Annotated in this window: 15 protein-coding genes; 7 read left to right on the top strand and 8 right to left on the bottom strand. The window is 33.0% G+C overall.

Annotation, left to right across the window (positions count from 1 at the left end):
- Positions 1 to 137: 137 nt before the first annotated feature.
- Both HPY79_02845 and HPY79_02840 read right to left on the bottom strand, forming a co-directional pair.
- Positions 138 to 905 (bottom strand): hypothetical protein, encoded by a 768-nt coding sequence (locus HPY79_02845; GenBank protein NSW44749.1) that lies wholly within the window; start codon positions 903 to 905, stop codon positions 138 to 140.
- Positions 895 to 2,427, bottom strand: a complete 1,533-nt coding sequence (locus HPY79_02840; protein ID NSW44748.1) for a GH3 auxin-responsive promoter family protein — start codon at positions 2,425 to 2,427, stop codon at positions 895 to 897. The genes HPY79_02845 and HPY79_02840 overlap by 11 nt, the downstream gene beginning before the upstream one ends.
- Positions 2,428 to 2,459: 32 nt before the next feature.
- Here HPY79_02840 and HPY79_02835 point away from each other — a divergent pair, with 32 nt between their 5' ends.
- The 6 genes from HPY79_02835 to HPY79_02810 all read left to right on the top strand — a co-directional run bounded on the left by HPY79_02835 (position 2,460) and on the right by HPY79_02810 (position 5,296).
- A complete protein-coding gene (locus HPY79_02835; protein NSW44747.1) occupies positions 2,460 to 2,963 on the top strand; it encodes a CvpA family protein in 504 nt (167 codons plus the stop codon).
- An 8-nt stretch (positions 2,964 to 2,971) separates the two neighbouring features.
- The gene (locus HPY79_02830; protein NSW44746.1) at positions 2,972 to 3,409 is read left to right on the top strand and encodes a DedA family protein; all 438 of its coding nucleotides are present in this window, start codon (positions 2,972 to 2,974) and stop codon (positions 3,407 to 3,409) included.
- A 100-nt stretch (positions 3,410 to 3,509) separates the two neighbouring features.
- Positions 3,510 to 4,100 carry an NTP transferase domain-containing protein gene (locus HPY79_02825; protein NSW44745.1) on the top strand — a complete coding sequence of 197 codons (591 nt, stop codon included), beginning with the start codon at positions 3,510 to 3,512 and terminating at the stop codon, positions 4,098 to 4,100.
- Positions 4,101 to 4,149: 49 nt separating this feature from the next.
- Complete coding sequence (locus tag HPY79_02820; protein ID NSW44744.1) at positions 4,150 to 4,620, top strand: hypothetical protein; 471 nt, start codon at positions 4,150 to 4,152, stop codon at positions 4,618 to 4,620.
- A gap of 14 nt (positions 4,621 to 4,634) precedes the next feature.
- Positions 4,635 to 5,063 (top strand): hypothetical protein, encoded by a 429-nt coding sequence (locus tag HPY79_02815; protein NSW44743.1) that lies wholly within the window; start codon positions 4,635 to 4,637, stop codon positions 5,061 to 5,063.
- Between the two features lie 17 nt (positions 5,064 to 5,080).
- Positions 5,081 to 5,296 (top strand): 30S ribosomal protein THX, encoded by a 216-nt coding sequence (locus HPY79_02810; GenBank protein ID NSW44742.1) that lies wholly within the window; start codon positions 5,081 to 5,083, stop codon positions 5,294 to 5,296.
- Positions 5,297 to 5,300: 4 nt separating this feature from the next.
- Here HPY79_02810 and HPY79_02805 read toward each other — a convergent pair whose 3' ends face one another.
- The 5 genes from HPY79_02805 to HPY79_02785 all read right to left on the bottom strand — a co-directional run bounded on the left by HPY79_02805 (position 5,301) and on the right by HPY79_02785 (position 11,766).
- Complete coding sequence (locus tag HPY79_02805; protein ID NSW44741.1) at positions 5,301 to 7,232, bottom strand: OmpA family protein; 1,932 nt, start codon at positions 7,230 to 7,232, stop codon at positions 5,301 to 5,303.
- Between the two features lie 4 nt (positions 7,233 to 7,236).
- The gene (locus HPY79_02800; protein NSW44740.1) at positions 7,237 to 7,851 is read right to left on the bottom strand and encodes a 7-carboxy-7-deazaguanine synthase QueE; all 615 of its coding nucleotides are present in this window, start codon (positions 7,849 to 7,851) and stop codon (positions 7,237 to 7,239) included.
- Positions 7,838 to 9,145: a UDP-N-acetylmuramoyl-tripeptide--D-alanyl-D-alanine ligase gene (locus tag HPY79_02795; protein NSW44739.1), complete on the bottom strand. Its 1,308-nt coding sequence runs from the start codon at positions 9,143 to 9,145 to the stop codon at positions 7,838 to 7,840. Before HPY79_02795 ends, HPY79_02800 begins: the two co-directional genes overlap by 14 nt.
- A gap of 65 nt (positions 9,146 to 9,210) precedes the next feature.
- On the bottom strand, positions 9,211 to 10,752 hold the full coding sequence (locus tag HPY79_02790) for an SUMF1/EgtB/PvdO family nonheme iron enzyme (GenBank protein NSW44738.1): 1,542 nt from the start codon (positions 10,750 to 10,752) through the stop codon (positions 9,211 to 9,213).
- Between the two features lie 27 nt (positions 10,753 to 10,779).
- Positions 10,780 to 11,766 (bottom strand): PorP/SprF family type IX secretion system membrane protein, encoded by a 987-nt coding sequence (locus tag HPY79_02785; protein ID NSW44737.1) that lies wholly within the window; start codon positions 11,764 to 11,766, stop codon positions 10,780 to 10,782.
- 137 nt (positions 11,767 to 11,903) lie between these two features.
- Between HPY79_02785 and porU the strand changes: the two genes are divergently transcribed.
- On the top strand, positions 11,904 to 15,689 hold the full coding sequence (porU, locus tag HPY79_02780; GenBank protein NSW44736.1) for a type IX secretion system sortase PorU: 3,786 nt from the start codon (positions 11,904 to 11,906) through the stop codon (positions 15,687 to 15,689).
- A gap of 1 nt (position 15,690) precedes the next feature.
- Here porU and HPY79_02775 read toward each other — a convergent pair whose 3' ends face one another.
- On the bottom strand, positions 15,691 to 18,660 hold the full coding sequence (locus tag HPY79_02775) for a serine hydrolase (protein ID NSW44735.1): 2,970 nt from the start codon (positions 18,658 to 18,660) through the stop codon (positions 15,691 to 15,693).
- Positions 18,661 to 18,790 lie beyond the last annotated feature (130 nt).

Here is an 18,790-nt window from a genome sequence, read left to right as displayed (position 1 = left end):
AATTGGTGTCATTCTACCTATTTTATTAAAAGATTTTAGAAACAACTTTATGCTTCTTCTTTCTTTATAATATAAACTGATAAATATTTGTTAGAATATTAAAAATAAAAAATATATTTTTTTACATAACTAGATTATTATTGACGAATAGAATAAAACGATAAACTATCGTGGGTTGCAAAAATTATTTTATCGCTTAAAACCGTAAAACCATAAAAGTTTTGAATCTTTTTTTCTATCATTTGAGTTTGATAAGAATTTAAATCTAAACGATAAAAAATTTGATTAGCTAAGTAATAAGCATAATTTCCTTTTATTTGAATGTATTTTAACTCATCAATTGGAATAAAACGCAATAAATTACCTGTTTGTTCAAAAATATAAAGCCCATAACCAGCAAAAGCTAAATACAAACGTTTCCCTTCTTCGCACATAAGAAGAGGAATAGATGTTACACTATCGGGCAATGTTATTGTTGTTCCTTTATACTTTAATTCTAAAGTAGAGGAGAACAAAATAGGTTGCTCTTTTTGTGAATCGTATATCCAAAAACCATTTTGAAAAGAATTACAAACACCACCCACACTAGTATATCCTAATTCATCTAATAAAATGGGTGAAGCAATAGGACTCAGCTTATTATTTAAAAAATGTAATTGATTAAAATCTGCATAATACAATAAAATACGCATAGGATTTGAGACATCGACTTGAGTAATTTCTCCAATATTTTTGTTGGAATAGCTATGAACAACAACTCCATCATTACTAAACATATATAAATTTGAGCCATTTATTAAATAAAACTGTTCTAATACATTGCTTTCAATTCTTGTCGATTTAAAAGGGATTTGCTTAATAAGAATTAATGACGAAAAAAAAGCTATAACGGTTTTAATTAGCATAATAACAATTATTATAATGAATTTCTTTTAATTCTTCAACATATTCGCGATGATTAGCTAAGCGTGGGACTTTGTGCTGCCCTCCCAGTTTGTTTTTGCTTTTAAGCCATTGATAAAAAGTGCCACTTTTAACAACTACCCATTTTGGAAACGAAAGGGTAATATTTTTATATCGTTTAGCTTCATAATCGGAGTTAACAGTTTTTAATGCCCAGTCTAGTTCTTCCATAAATGTTTGCATATTGCTGGGTTCTTTTTCAAATTCAAATATCCACTCATGCGAGCCAGTGTTTCTCTCATTCATAAATATAGGCGCTGCAGTATATTCACAAACTACAGCACCCGTTTTTTCAGACGCCCACCTAACAGCATATTCGGCATTTTCTACCATAAGTTCTTCGCCAAAAGCATTGATAAAATGTTTGGTACGTCCGGTAATTTTAATTTTATGTGGATATAATGAAGTAAATTTAATGGTATCACCAATTTTATATCGCCACAAACCAGAATTAGTAGATATTACAAGTGCATATGGTTTATTTAATTCAACCTCTCCAATAGTAAGCGTTTTAGGCGATTCGCTATCCCAATATTCCATCGGAATAAATTCGTAATAAACACCTAAATCGAGCATAAGCAACATATCGGACTCAAACAAATTATCTTGAATGGCAAAAAAGCCTTCCGAAGCATTATAGGTTTCCATATATCGCATTGGCTTGTTATTAAAAAAGCTTCGATAATAATCGCGATAAGGTTCAAAGCTCACACCACCATGAATAAACAATTCTAATTGAGGCCAAACCTCATCTAAGTATGTTTTTCCTGTAATTTCTAAAATACGTTTTATTAACACCATCATCCAAGAGGGAACACCAGCTAAAACCGATACCCGATGTTTTATGGTTTCGTTGGCAATTTTTTCAATTTTACTTTCCCATTCGTCCATTAACGCTATATCAAGGGTTGGGGTTCTTAAAAATTCAGCCCAAAAAGGAAGATTTTGCATCAACACGGCCGATAGATCGCCATAATATAAATCGCTATTAAACTCCGAAATCTTATGGCTACCACCTAAGGCAAGTGTTTTACCAAGAAATATTTCGCTATCGGGATATTGTTTTAAATATAATGCCACCACATCGCGTCCTCCTTTATAATGGCATTCTTCTAGCGACTCACGACTAACAGGTATAAATTTGCTTTTATCGGAAGTCGTTCCCGACGATTTTGCAAACCATTTTATTTCTGTTGGCCAAATAATATTTTGTTGCCCTTGCATTATACGTTCTACATAGTGTTTAAACCCATCGTAATCTACAACAGGAACAGTTTCAGCAAATTGATGAGCCGATTCAATAATGTCAAATTTATATTTTTGTCCTATTTCAGTATTTTTGGCTTTTACAAGCAAATTTGCTAATACCTCATTTTGTACATCTTGCGGATATCTTTTGAATAAATCAATCTGATTAATTCGTTTTATATTTACCCAATGAATGAGTGAATTTATTAACGGCATTTTTTTCGTATTTTTACACAAAATTAAAAAATATGCAAATACTTGATATCATTTTATTCGTACCTTTTTTATGGTTTGGCTTTAAAGGCTTAACTAACGGGCTTTTAAAAGAAATATTTTCTACACTTGCATTATTAATTGGATTATATTTAGCCATTCATTTTTCGACTTATGTCGGTAACAAGCTCGCTCAATGGATAAATACCCAAACACCATATTTTAAACTTATATGTTTTGCTCTTACTTTCATATTAGCACTTTTAGCTATGAAATTAGGGATATGGTTTACCGACCGCTTTTTATCAAAAATTGGTATTGGATGGCTAAACAAAATTGGTGGATTAGCTTTGGGGCTTCTAAAAGGTGCCTTTATTGTTGGAATTATTATTTATTTATTGAATAGCTTCGATAAAAACAATGTTTTAATTGAAAAAGATACCAAAAACCAATCGTTGCTATATACACCACTCTCGAATTTTGTAACTACTGTATATCCGTCATTACATCAATTAATCGCATTAAATATTAAAAATTAAACCTAATAATGTCGTTTTGGTTTAGTCTTGGTTACGGGGGATTATTTCTTGTATCTTTTCTTTCGGCAACCATTATTCCTTTTAGTTCTGATATCATTGTCATTGGAATGATTGCTCTAAAATACGACGCCGCATGGGTATTTGTTATTGCAAGCATAGGCAATACATTGGGAGGAATGACCAACTATTATATTGGCAGAGCAGGTAAAACCGAATGGATTCATAAATACCTTCGAATTTCTGATAATAAAATCAAAAAAGCCGAACATTATGTACATAAATATACCACGCTTACCGCATTATTTACATGGATGCCAGCAATTGGAGATGCCATAGCATTAGTTTTGGGATTATTTAAAGCACCCCCCTTTAAAGTATGTTTGTTTATGTTTCTAGGAAAAGCCGCACGTTATTTTATACTAATTTTTTTTACACAACTTTTTTAAAAATACTGCCATAATTTTTAATAATAGAATAGATTCATCCATAAAGATGCCATGTAAATAAACATAGATTAAATATATAATTTTGTAAATATTTTAAATTATGTATCCTTTTATTATTCTTGCGGCTGGCAATTCATCTCGAATGGGACAACCAAAACCATTTGTTAAAATCAATAGTCAACTTACATTATTAGAATACTTAGTATCAGGATTAAAAAATTGCAACGTATCGCAAATTACGGTAGTATTAAATAACGAAGGCAAAAAAATAATTGATTCACTTTATTCTTATTTAAACTACGAAATAAATATAGTTATTAACCAACTTCCAGAAAAAGGTCGGCTTTACTCATTAAAAATGGGATTAAGCAAAATTGGCTCATCATCCGTTTTTATACAAAATGTTGATAATCCATTTATCAATAAAAAACTCATATTTGAAATGTCGCATCTTTTAAAACCGTCGGCATTTGTCGTACCCGTATATCAAAATCAAGGTGGACATCCTGTTTTACTTAGTGCAGAAATAACTAGCAGTCTTATAAGCAACCAAACCGAAACAAATAATTTCAGAGTATTTTTAAGTCAGTATCAAAAAATAAGATATGCTTGCGAATTTCAAGAAATTTTATTAAATTTGAATTGTCCTTCGGACATCGAAGCTTTCAAAAAAAAATTTAAAAAATTTTGATTTTTCAAAAAACAGTAATAAATTTGAACAAAATTAAAATTTACGCCATATGAAAACATTCGTATTAATTATGTTAGCAATCGTAGCATTTGGTATTACCAGTGCTCAAAAAAGTATTGATTTATCTATAAAAACCGACAATGGTAATTTATTTAAACAAGATGCTGATATTTACACCATGCCCACTATTAAAATACTTGGATTAAAAACCGATGCAGAATTTAAAAATTTAGAAAAAAGTATTTTAGCCGATCCATATGTAGCAAAATTTCAATACTTAGATAATGCAGAACCTGATGGTGCCCGCAAAGCACTTTTAAGTTTTAAAGGTAATGACGAAAAAACAATTGTAAACTTTTTTAAATCTATCAATGTTAATAATATTATTATTAACGATAAAACTTTTTCAGTAAATCAAATTGAAGAAATTAAAACTTACGTTCGTGAGCTTAAAGCTAAGAAAAAAGCTGAACGTGATGCTATTCCTTCCAAAAAAAGGGTTTCTGATCCTAACGAATAATCATCGTTAATCATATGAAATGTGCATTTAAATGCTCCCTAATTACGGGAGCATGGTTGTTGTTTTTTAGTATTAACTCATTATATTCACAAGAGAACAGCCGCTTTAATAACCTTCAAATATTTTTTTATACAAACGATGATAATAGCTTATTATTAGTAAATAATGATGGTACCAAAAACCTAACTTTTCAGGTAAAAGGATTAAAAGACAACAACGAAGCATCATTGTTTATATCTACATTAAAATTATATAAAGGAATTATCGATATTCAAATTTCAGATCCTTTACCAAACCAACTAAGGCAAGTTACTGCCAAATGTCATCCAGGTTACACCCTTAACAATGTTAATGTTGTTTTAGGCGAAGCTCTCAAAATTAAAGAAGTGTTTGTAGATAATCAGAAAATTGAAACCAACAAATTAGAACAAACATATAAATAAACCTAAAACTAATAACTATGGGAAAAGGAGATAAAAAATCGCGTCGTGGTAAAATTGTTCTTGGCACTTATGGCGTACGTCGTCCAAGAAAAAAAAGTAAGGTTTCCGCAACAGCTAAAGCAGAAGAAGAAAAAGTTAAAGATGCTTTTACAAATCATTTAGAAGTCGGAACCTCTACAACAGAAAATAAAGAAACAAAAAAGAAATCTACAAAAACAAAAAAAGAAGAATAAAAAACTAATTCGACAGCACTTTAAACTCTGTTCTTCGATTAAGTGCTCTCCCTTGTGAAGTATTATTGTCGGCTATGGGTTTACTATATCCATAGCCGGCGTATTTTAATCGTTCCGCTTTTATACCATGATTAACTAAATATTCATACACCGTTTTGGCTCTATTAGTTGAAAGAATTTTATTGTGCTCGAGTCCCCCAACATTATCAGTATGACCACTAATTTCGATATGCAAACGAGGATATTGATTTAATAATTTAATAAGTTTATTTAATTCAATCTCCGATTCTTTTTTCAACACATATTGGTCTGTTTCATAAAATATATTTTTAAGCACAACCTTAGAACCTATTTCAATAGGTTGCAAGGGAACATCGATTACATACGACTGATCTACTTTGATCGTTTTTTCTAATGTAAAATTTTCGCTATAAAATAAATAATTGGGTGCGTTTACATTCATCGCATAATTCTTTTTCAATGGAATACAAGCTGTATATGTTCCTTGTGGCATTATTGTTTTTGATGAAAAAATAATATTACCACTTTCTAAATCGATAATTTCAACATTGGCTAAAAGCGATTCTTTGGTTTTAATGTCATAAACTTTACCTTTAACATAAGTTACCGGATTAGGACGAGCCTCTTGATAAAGTTCAAACGTATATAAATCCCAATCTTGCGATCCTTTTCTATTCGATGAAAAAAAAGCATATTGACCGCTAGCGTTAACAATTAAGCCAAAATCGTCGTATGATGTATTAATAGGGTACCCTAAATTTTGTGGTGCAGTCCAGGTACTATCATCTTTCAGCCTTGAATAAAACAAATCTTGCCCTCCTAATCCTTGCCAACCATTCGATGAGAAATAAAGCGTTCGGCCATCGGGATGAATAAAAGGAGCAAATTCATCACCGGCACTGTTAATGCTATCGCCTAAATTTATGGGAGTTGTCCATGAACCATCATCTCGTTTATAGCTTACATAAATATCTTTACCTCCTTTAGAGTCTGGACGTACTCCTGACGAAAAAAACAACATACGCCCATCGGCAGAAGCAGCCGGAGTACTCTCCCAATATTCAGAATTTATGGGTTTACCAATATTTTTTGGGGGTGTCCATCCATCACCTTGCTTTTCAGAATAATAGATGTCGCAAGAACCAAAATCAACCTTACGATTGCAAGCCACATAAAACAAAAATTGTCCATTTGCCGAGATACTCTGAGAACCTTCGTTGTCGTCGGTGTTAATAGGTAAACCAATATTTTGGGAAACCTTCCATTTACCATCTGCACCTTTTTTACTTACAAATAAATCTTCCTGATAAATTTGCTCTCCATAGGGTGAACGTTGATTGGTAGGAAGTTGTACAGTATAGTATAATTCTTGTTCGTCGATTGTCAACGATGGCCAATAATCTTTGTACGGTGAATTGATATTTGTTGACAATGGTATCGGCTCAAAAGGAACAGGATGAGCCATTGCATACGATGCAAATTCAGCTTTCTTAAGCCACTTTTGAGCTTCAACTATATCTTGATGAACTTTTCCTATTTCAACAAAATGATTTAAATGTTCGACCGCATCTTCGTAATATCCCATTTTGTATTCTACTTGCCCCAACATGAAAAATATTTTTTCATTAAAATTTGGATTGATGCTTAAAACTTTTTTTAGTGTAATTATTTCATCGTTATATTTTTTTTGTTCATGATAAATATCGGCTTTGAGTAAGTAAGGTTCAACAAAATTCTTGTCGCGTTCGTGCACTTTTTCAACGACCGCTAATGCTGTTTGAAGTTGTCCTTGGTTATAATAAGCCAATGCTTTTTCGAATAATTCTATTGCCTTGCGGTCGTTAGTAGAATATTCTTGGGATTGCAATAAATTAAATGTTAAAGTAATAATTGATATGATAAGTATCCACTTCATGGTATTATGGTATTTTCATAAATTTATGACTTTGAATGGAAATTCTCCAATGAGGATTTTCTTTTATGTATTCAACGATAAAAGGTAGTATTTTATTAAATACGGACCACTCTGGTTGCAAAAATAAATGGCATTGGGGGTTGGTTTTTAATGCACAAGCTTCTGCCCACTTAAAATCGTCGGGATTTTGAATGATAACTTTCAGTTCATGCGCTTTCTCATAAAATTCTTTTATAGGAGGCTGCCAAGGTTTGGGCGATAAACAAATCCAATCCCATTCACCTGAATAAACAGAAGTACCACTGGTTTCGACGTGAGTTATTACACCCGATTTTTTAATTAGGCTTGACAATAGCGTTAAATCGTGCAAAAAAGGTTCGCCACCTGTTAGCACCAAATGTTTGGAAGGATTATAAATAATTCGTTGAGCTAATTCGGTTGTAGCTATCCATTGATGAGGAAAGGTCTCCCACGATGGTTTTGAATCGCACCAATGACATCCCACATCGCATCCAGCTAATCGCACAAAATAAGCTGCTGTACCGGCATAATAACCCTCGCCTTGAAGTGAATAAAATTCTTCTACAACTGGTAAAGCATTAGTTTTATACTTGTTCATTAAAAAAATTCATTAGTTTTTCTAAATGTATACCATGCGAACCTTTAATTAATATAGTAGAATTAGCAAGTTTGTTTTCTTTTAGATATTCCATGAGATGTTCTACGGAATTGAAGGTTAAAAATTCTTTGTTTTTATTTAATTTTGTAAATACAGGTCCTACCAAAAATACTTGCTTATATGAATGTTGCTCCAAAAGGTTAAGTATTGTTTGGTGTTCATTTTCTTCGTAAGCTCCCAATTCTCTCATATCACCGAGAATTAAGCATTTGTTTTCGAATGGAAGTGCAACAAAATTATTCAATGCAAGTTGCATGCTTGTTGGATTAGCATTGTATGCATCCATTAAAATATGATTGGTGCCAATAGTTAACCATTGCGAGCGATGATTAGTAGGAATATAATTTTCTATTCCTTGAATTATTGCTTTTGGGTCTAATCCAAAATAAGAACCAATAGCAATCGATGCTAATACATTTTCCCAATTATACTTACCAATAAGATGAGTATTTACAGTATAAACAATAGAACTATTTTGCATTTTCCAATTTAATAACAATGTAGGTTTAGCTTCGAAATGAGTGGCAACAATATTAGCCAAATTATTGGTTCCGTATGAAAAGTTAGGCAAATGCATAGCGTGCTCCAACAAAATCTTGTTGTCGTAATTAACAAAAACAAGTCCATTTTTTGTTTTAATGTATCGATATAGTTCTGTTTTTGTTTTTACTACACCCTCAAAACTTCCAAAACCTTCTAAATGAGCCTTACCCACGTTAGTAATAATACCATAGTCTGGTTCGGCAATAGAGCAAAGAAAATCTATTTCACCGGGATGATTGGCTCCCATTTCAACAATGGCAATTTCGGTTTCAGGTCTTATGGTAAGCAAGGTAAGTGGCACACCGATATGATTGTTAAAATTGCCTTGGGTATATATAATATTGTATTTTTCTTTTAAAACGGCAGCTATCAATTCCTTAGTAGTTGTTTTTCCATTGGTTCCTGTAATACCAAGAATTTTGGCTTTCATTTGTTTTCGATGATAGTGCGCCAGTTCTTGTAGTGTTTTTAGTACATTATCAACAACAACAACTTGTTCATTTTGTCCTTGATATTCATCAGCAATGGCATATCGGCAACCTTGTCTGATGGCTTCTTCTACAAATTGATTGGCATTAAAAAGCTCTCCTTTTAAAGCGATAAACAAGGAGTCTTTTATTATTTTACGTGTATCGGTGCATACTGTAAAGTTGCACTGTTCAAAAATACTGTAAATATTCTCTATATTCATAGCACAAAGGTAAAAAAAAGCTGCCTTTTTGGGGCAGCTTTTTCATATTTATTCAATCTATTTTTTTATTCTATTCCACCTCTTGCAGACCCAACTCTGTGCATAGCACAACGGAAGCCTAAGTCGTCGCGAGATTGTTCTTCATCAAGGAAACGACGAGTGCCAGGCGACATCCAATATGCGCGGTCTCTCCAACCACCACCTTTAAATACGCGTTGACGGTTATCAATCATTGAAGTCATTTTGTCGCCACCACGCATAGTGGGTTTTCCATTTTCGCCAATCATAGGTTTACCGGTATTGTACATACGTTTGGAGTTGGTATTATCTTTATTGGCTTCTTCGTTATCGTAATCAATACTCGATTCATAATCACCATCTAAATAATTGATATTATCGGCCGTATTGTAATTTCTACGGTTAAATGCTTCATCGTCGGTAACATTTCTGTATCGAATACGTCCTAAGCTATCTTTTTCAGCAATATTTCCTTCTTCGTCGCGTACTTGTGTTTGATATACGTTACCACGGAATGGGCGGAAATCTTCGGCGTCTTCATAGGTTAATGGACGATAAACATCCATCACCCATTCGTTAACGTTGCCAGACATACAGTATAGTCCGTAATCGTTAGGCCAATAGGAAGTAACGGGTCCTGGAATATCGTTATGGTCATTGAGTGCTCCTGCCATACCCATATAATCGCCTCTACCTCTCATAGTATTGGCACGTATTTGACCTACATCGGTTGTCTTAAATCCTGAACGGTCGTCGATTCTGATATAGTGACCGTTCCATGGATAAATTCTTTCGTTAAAAATTCGTTCTTGAGCCAACATGTTACCAATTAAACCTAATGCAGCAAATTCCCATTCAGCTTCGGTTGGAAGGCGATACTTGGGGAGCAATATACCATCTTCCATACGAACTTTTCTAAAATCGTTATTGGGATCTAAATCAGGTAATTGATCACGAACGGCGCCTTCGTATTGTCCTGCAAGATATGCTTCAGTATTAAAGTTATTTTCACCGGTTTGTCCTGTTGGGTCCATATTGAGCAATCCTTCGCGTACCATTATGAGTTCGTTAACGCGATCGGTACGCCATGCACAATAATCGTTTGCTTGTCGCCAGTTTACTCCTACAACAGGATATTCTTGATATGCTGGATGGCGGAAATAAAGTTCTACATAAGGTTCGTTGTAAGCTAATTTTTTACGCCATACTAATGTATCGGGCAAAGCCATTTTATATACTTCGGGATAGTCAACAAATACCCTGCGAAGCCAATAAAGATATTCGCGATAATCAACATTACGAACTTCTGTTTCGTCCATATAAAATGATGAAACCGTAACTCTTCTTGGAAAAGCATGCCATTCGTATAAAACATCTTGTTCTACACGTCCCATCGAAAAAGTACCACCTTCGATAAGAACGAGTCCTGGTCCGGTTTCTTGTTCTTCGTAAAATACGTATTCAAAACCGCCATTTTTTTCGTCGTTATAGTTCCAACCTGTAGTGGCAGAACGTTTACGATCACAAGACGAAAATATTAGTACAAAAGCTAATAGCGTTAATACTAATTTAAAAAGTTTTGTATTCATAAGGCACCTTAATTTACATGTATATAACTAAAATGATGGACAACTTATTGTTCTAAACTTTTGTTTTTTCTGCTTACATGGGAAAATCATTGAAAATGAGACTTCATGAGCACCGAGTGTTTGATTTTTAAGTTCAGAAATGGTAAGATCGTAGCTGTAAGCAAATTTGTATTTTTCTTTTAAGTATCCGAGTAACATAATAAAGGAATCGTAGTGAAAAGTTAAATTTTGTCTAAACCAAATACCTCCCACAATACCTTTACGACTAAGATATAATCCCCAATTCATTTGTTGAAAATCGCGTTGTTGTTGAAATAATAGATTGGGCGATAATAACAATTCCCCTTTTTTAATTCCTCTACCACTTAGTGGGATATTAAAACCAGCATGAACAGTATATTTTCGTGGCAATACGGCGTCGTCATTGCTGCGGAATGATTCCGTAGGTTGAGTAAGGTGATGTACAGCAACACCACCAAAGAAACTTTGACGTGAGTAAACAATACCCGTTGAAAAATCAAAATGTCCTTTTGATTCAACAGTAGGTACATTGGTTTCGGCGGTAGGATAAATAGGTCCATATAAAGGATGAATCATATCAGGAAAAATATAATTCCAATTAAGCTTTTTTTGTATATATGTAGCTTGAAAAGCAATATTTAAATTTGAACGGCGATCAAGGCTAAATGTATAATCGTAAATACCGCTTATATTTGTACTTGTAATTGCACCATCTCCTTGAATATCTTGATAAATATAACCTCCAAGCGATCCTTCGAGTGCTTTTACTCCTTGATCATAAGAAGCTATATAGGTTACATAGGTTGAACCTAAGGCGGGCCACTGATTTCTATAATTTAATGTCACACGGGGACACTTTATAGATCCTGTAAGGGCTGGGTTTAAGTAAAGCGGACTCGCATAAAATTGAGAAAATTGCGGGTCCTGTGCTTTGCTTACTTGCCATCCTATAGTTAACAGGAATAACCAAACAAATAGTTTCCTTTTATTCATTGTAAAGGTATATTTCTTCAATCTGCAATTATACAAATAATTTTTTAAAAAACATTAACGTTTGCAAAAATTTTAATTTTTTGACGATACAATATTAAACATAATTTTTCGTTTTTTAAGTTTTAAAAAATTTTTTTATGAGATTTTTTTTGATTTTCGTTGTTTTTGGCTTTATCGGGTTAATATCTCATGCCCAAACTTTTACCTTTACTTTAAACTGGACACCCAATAAGATTGAAAAGCTAGGAAACAATAAAATAACATATTTATATTTTGAGGGTGCAAACTATTCATTCCCAGGCAATCCCATTCCTTGTTTTGTTCATGAATTTAAAATTAATTCTTCAAATTTTTCTGTTGAATTAAAAAATGTTATTACCGAAGTTATTGCTCAAACTGATTTAAATAATATTGATTTAAGTAATATAAAAACCGATTTTGAATTAAAAAGCAATGTTTATTTTCAACGAAAAGTACCTTTTCTAAACATGGAACTTATCCCTGTAAGAAAAAATACCTATACAGGAAATTATGAACGAATTCGCTCATTTGAAGTTGTTTTAGTGAACAAAAAAAACGCAAATGAAGTAAAAGCTTATACACCCCAATATGCTTCAAATTCAGTATTTAGCAATGGACGATGGAAAAAAATAAAAATTACTCAATCGGGAATTTATAAATTAACTTATGCTCAAATAGTATCATTGGGCTTTACAAATCCACAGAATATAAAAATATATGGAAATGGTGGAGCTCAATTACCTTATTATAATAATGTTCCTATAGTGGACGACGTTCAACAAATACCTATTTATATATATAAAGGTAATGACAATATTTTTAATGATGGCGATTATATTCTTTTTTATGCCAAAGCTCCTGTTTACTGGACTTATAATGCAAGTGAGCAAACATTTGTTCATGCTATTCATCATTATACTGATGAATCGTATTATTTTTTAACAGACGATGGAGTACCTGCCACAACCATGTCGGTTATCGACGAGAATGGCTTAACTTATACTCAAACGGTCAACACATTTAACGATTATGTTTATCACGAATTAGAGTCGGTTAATTTTATTAAATCTGGAAGAACATGGGTGGGAGAATCATTTTCGAATAATTTAACACAAAGTTTTACTTTTACTATGCCCAACATTGTATCGGGTAGCAATGCTACAATAAAAGCAGTAGTTTATGGCCGATCAAATGTTACCAATTCATTTAATTTTAGCTTAAACGGACAAGCATTAGGTAGTCAATTCATATCAGCACTAAATTATAGCGGAACAGGGAACTATGCCAACGGAGAAACTTTTAAAAAAACAATTACACTCAATGCCTCAAATAGCTTAAATTTTTCTATTACATATAATAAACCTGCACAAGGCGGAGAAGGCTGGTTAGATTATTTTGAAATAAATGTACGAAGAAATTTAATTTTTAGCGGCGGGCAAATGTTTTTTAGAGATGCTTTATCGGTTGGCACTGGGAATGTTGCTCAATTTCAATTAACTACCAACAATCCCCAGACTATAATATGGGATGTTACAAATCCATTAAACCCAGCCATCGTGCAGTCTAACATAAATGGCAATACATTAACATTTAATGCATCAACGAGTAATTTAAGAGAGTTTATTGCTTTTGATGGGACCAATTTTTATACACCCACTGTTGTTGGAGATGTTGCTAACCAAAATTTACATGGCTTAGGACACGTTGATATGATTATTGTAAGCCACCCCGATTTTTTATCTGCTGCAAATGAGTTAGCAGACTTACATAGGCAAATGGATAATTTAATAGTTGAAGTTGTAACCCCCGAAATGATTTACAATGAATTTTCTTCGGGTATGCCTGACGTTTCGGCCATTAAATATTTAATGAAAATGTTATACGATAGAGCTGGCAACGATTCTGCCTCCATGCCAAAATATCTTTTGTTAATGGGAGATGGCTCTTACGATAATCGTCATTACTTCAGTGGTAATACAAATTATATATTAACCTACCAATCTGTCTATTCAAATGCCCCTGTAAGTTCTTTTACTACCGACGATTATTTTGGAATGCTTGATAGTAACGAATATGAATATATTGGAAAATTAGATATTAGCGTAGGACGCTTACCCGTAAAATCTATCTCCGAAGCAAATACCGTAGTAAAAAAAATAAAAAATTATGTAAGTTCCAATTCATTAGGCGATTGGCGAAATACATTAACCTTTGTTGCTGATGATGAAGATTCGAACGAACACATAGGTCAAAGCAATGCTTTAGCTACGATGGTTGATACACTTTATCCACAATACAATCTCGACAAAATCTATCTTGATGCCTTTCAACAAGAATCGACACCTACGGGCGATCGTTACCCCGATGCTCACGATGCAATAGAAAAACGAATGAAAAAAGGGACACTCGTTTTTAATTATACCGGACACGGCAACGAATATGCCCTTACCCATGAACATGTTATAATTAATACTGATATTACTCAATGGACAAATTTTAATACTTTGCCCTTATTTATAACAGCAACATGTGAGTTTAGCCATTGGGACGATTATAATCGCACATCGGCGGGTGAACTTGTACTTTTAAATCCTCAGGGTGGCTCAATTGCAATGTTTTCGACTACTCGATTAGTTTATAGCACATCTAATTTTGCATTAAACAAAAGTTTTTTCGATTACTTATATAAGCGGACTTCGAGTGGTGAATATATGTGTATTGGCGATATATATCGTTTGGCAAAAAACCAAACAGGTGGTTTAGGTGATATAAATAAGCGTAATTTCTCACTACTTGGCGATCCAGCTCTCCGTTTGGCTTACCCAAAACATATAATTATTACCGATAGCATTAATGGTAAACCATTGTCTAATTTTACTGATACAATTAAACCCTTACAACGTATAAAAATAAAAGGTCATGTTGAAAACATCCATCATCAACTGCTAAGCAATTATTCTGGAACCATTTTAGTAACCGTATTTGATAAGCCCATAAGCTTAAATACGCTAGCCAACGATGGTGGCACTCCGTTTCCATTTACTATTCAAAATAATGTTTTGTTTAAAGGACAAGCTACAGTGAATAACGGTTATTTTTCATTAGAATTTATTATGCCTAAAGATATTCAATATACATCAGGTTTCGGAAAAATAAGCTACTATGCTATGCCTAATTCAGGAATTGAAGATGCCACAGGTTTTTTTAATGAACTCTCTATTGGAGGTGAAGCCGATAGTTTATCAGACAATCAAGGACCAATCATTTCACTGTATATGAACAATGAAAACTTTGTTAATGGAGGTACTACTAATGAATCGCCCAATTTAATTGTTCACTTATATGATGAAAATGGTATCAATTCTGTAAGCAGTAGTATTGGTCACGACATATGTGCCTATATAGATGGAAATTATTCAAAAAAAATAGTTTTAAGCGATAATTATATTAGCGAAAAAGATAATTATAAAAAGGGTAAAATTATTTATGGGCTCTCCAATCTCACACCTGGAGAACATAAAATCACCGTAAAAGCATGGGATGTGGCCAATAATTCATCCGAATCGAGTTTAAATTTCACGGTCGTTTCGTCAGAAAAACTCAGCCTCGACAAAGTATTAAATTATCCAAATCCTTTTAGCACAAAAACTTCATTTTATTTTGAACATAATCAGGCTGATGGGCATATTCAAGTTATAATTCAAGTTTATACTATTACCGGCAAAGTTGTTAAAACTATTTCAAATTCGTTTTATTCAAATGGTTTTAGAAGTGACCCCATTGAATGGGATGGACGCGACGATTTTGGCGATAAACTTAGTCGTGGTGTATATTTCTACAAATTAATGGTAAAAAGCTCAACTGGCACTGCTGAAAAATATGAAAAACTGGTTATTTTATAACCTATTGTTTTAACGCTTCATAAAAGACATCAAAAACTTTATTTCTAATACCTAACGTGTTTATTTTTTTGTTTTCGGCATTAGGATAAACTCGGTTTGATAAAAAGATATATATAAGTTGTTCTTTCGGATCAATCCAAATACATGTGCCTGTAAATCCTTGATGTCCGTATGTAAGTAAAGATGCGTTTCGTGTAACAGGAGAATCTTTTTCAGGATCGGGCTCTGGCTTATCAAATCCTAAGCCTCTGCGATTTTGCGGACAATTATAACACGAAGTAAATAATTTTATGGTTGATGCCTTAATATATGTTTCATTACCATATTTACCATTCCATAAAAGCATTTGTGCAATTTTAGCCAAATCGTTTGCATTCGAAAATACTCCTGCATGCCCTTGTATTCCGCCCATTAATGAAGCACCTGGATCATGAACATAGCCCCAAATAAGCTGTTTTCTGAATTCAGTGTCGTATTCAGTAGGAGCAATTTGCTTTTTTTTAAACTTAATTAGAGGTGTAAACATAGTTGTTACACATCCTAGAGGCTGATAAAACTTTTGTTGACAAAAATCGGAAATATTTTGCTGGCTTTGATTTTCGACAATCTCTTTCATAATAAAAAAACCAAGATCACTATAAACGTATTTTTTTGCTGCCAATAATTTAGAATTGAAAATACGTTGATATATCGTATCTTTCATCCCTTTTTGTGCATAAAGGTCTTCGGCTACTTTATAAGGATACTCACTCGAATATTGATTCGAGAAGTAATTTTTCTTTTTTATAGAATCAGTAATCATTGTTTTATAAAAAGGTATCCATGCTGTAAGTCTTGCCTGATGCGATAAAATATCACCTATCGATAAATGTTCTTTATCTGAATTTTGTGCTATTTCGAGATAATCGCCAACTTCCTTATGAATGTCTATTTTGTCTTGGTCATAAAGTGCCATCGTTGCTAAGGTGGTAGCAGCTATTTTTGTTATCGAAGCAATATCGTATAAGGTGCTAATTGAATTTGGTAAACTATCGTAAAAGAGCTTGCCAAAAGCCTTATGATAGAAAACTTTTCCATCTTTAGCAACTAGAACCTGACACCCCGGGAATGCCTCTAAGGCAATAGCCCTTTTTATAATAGAATCAGCTTTAATCAGTTTTCTTGTATCAATTCCAACCTCTTCTGGAATAGTATATTTAAGTCGTATAGGTTTAATAATATCATATCCTGTATAAATAGGATAATAAGGAAATACAGAAACAGGAAGTTTGCCAAAAGCACCTATTCCTCCAAAAATTAGCTGAGCTGTAAGCTCTTGAGTAATAGGATTAGATTCATAACTCATTATAATGGATTGAAAAGATTTTATTTCGGGAATAATGCGAAGGCTATATGGACTCGCAAACAAGGCAAGTATTACCTTTTTATTAAGTTTATCGAGTTCTTTTAAAAATTGTAAACTTTCATTGCTAATATTAAAAGTTCTAAACGAATAACGATTGGTTTGATGAAGAGAAGTAATAATAAGATTGTAATTTTTTAACGTGTCAAGTAATCGGTTTATTTGTTGAATTGTAGGTTTATCGGGGAAATGAATGGTATCGATGGGTGCATATAACGCCAAATAATCATAAAAAACTTTAGCATTCTTTGGCTGAAAATTTAAAAAAGCCATTTTAAGGGTATCTAATCTTTGAAGTGGTAAGATTTTATTATTGTTTTTAATTATAGTTAATGATTGTTCTGTAAGTTTGCGAATTAGCAGTAAATCTTTAGGATGGTTTAAGTCAAAATATAAATTATTAGTATCCACATATTGGCAATGATTTAAACCTACCCAATATTTTAATTTAAGCACTTTTCTCACGTGTTCATCAAGTTCTTCAGGACAAATAATGCTATCGTATATAGCTTCTTTAATAAATTGAATCGCCCATGGAATTTCTTCGGGATAAAGCAAAATATCGTTACCTGCGAGCAATGCTTTAAGTGCTGCTTCACCAGGCTTAAAATATTTGGTTGCTCCTCTCATATTTAGAGCATCGGTAAAAATTATACCTTCAAAACCTATTTCATCTCTAAGAAGTTCTGTAACTACTTCGTGCGACAATGTTGCAGGACGTTTATTAACAGGATCTAGCGCAGGAACATCAAGATGGGCAATCATAATACCGCCTATTCCTTTCTTTATAAGTTCTCTAAATGGATAAAGCTCAAGACTATCGAGTCTTTTACGACTAAAACCTAAATATGGTAAATCATGATGCGAGTCGGTCTGCGTATCACCATGTCCAGGGAAATGTTTACCCACAGCTAATATATGCTCGTCTTGAAGCCCTTGCATATAAAATGTAGCTTTCTCTACAACTACTTTTTTGTCATCACTAAAAGAACGAATATTAATAACAGGATTTAAGGGATTATTATTTACATCGAGAACAGGCGCAAAATTGATATGAATTCCAATCCGTTTTAAATGACGAGCAATAGTTCTTCCCATTTCGTAAATTAATTGATTATCTTTTATCGCACCTAAAGCCATTTGAACCGGAAACGAAAGTACGCTATCCATTCGCATAGCTAACCCCCACTCCCCATCTATGCTCATTATAAGAGGAATACGTGCCTTTGCTTGTAAATAATTGTTCATCAATGCTAATTGCATCGGACCTGATTTAAAAAAAATAACACCTCCTACTTTATATTTACTTACGTATTCGCCCACTTGCTCCCAATGCTTTCTATCCTTTTGCGGATGAGCATCAACCATAATAAGCTGACCTATTTTTTCTTCTAAACTTAACGTTTTAAGTACCGAATCTGCCCAAAGTTCAGCTTTGTAATTTTTTAGGATGCATGCATTTTCTTTTTTAGCTGATGTAAGAAGCTCTTCGTTTTTAGTGTCTATAATATAAGAGCTATTAACCAAAGCAAAAATCAATATTAGTATAGTCAGTCCATATCTTGTCATATCTTCAAAAATACAATAATTAAAATGGCTTTGTTTATTTAGTCAACTGTATTTTTTTAACAATATTACGTTGAAAAGTTAATTACATTTTTAATTTAAGCTTCATTATATAAGATAAAATTCAAGTTTT

The organism is Bacteroidales bacterium (genome assembly GCA_013314715.1).
In the GTDB taxonomy this organism is placed as follows: Bacteria; Bacteroidota; Bacteroidia; order Bacteroidales; family GWA2-32-17; genus Ch61.
This window is presented reverse-complemented; position numbering and strand designations above follow the sequence as displayed.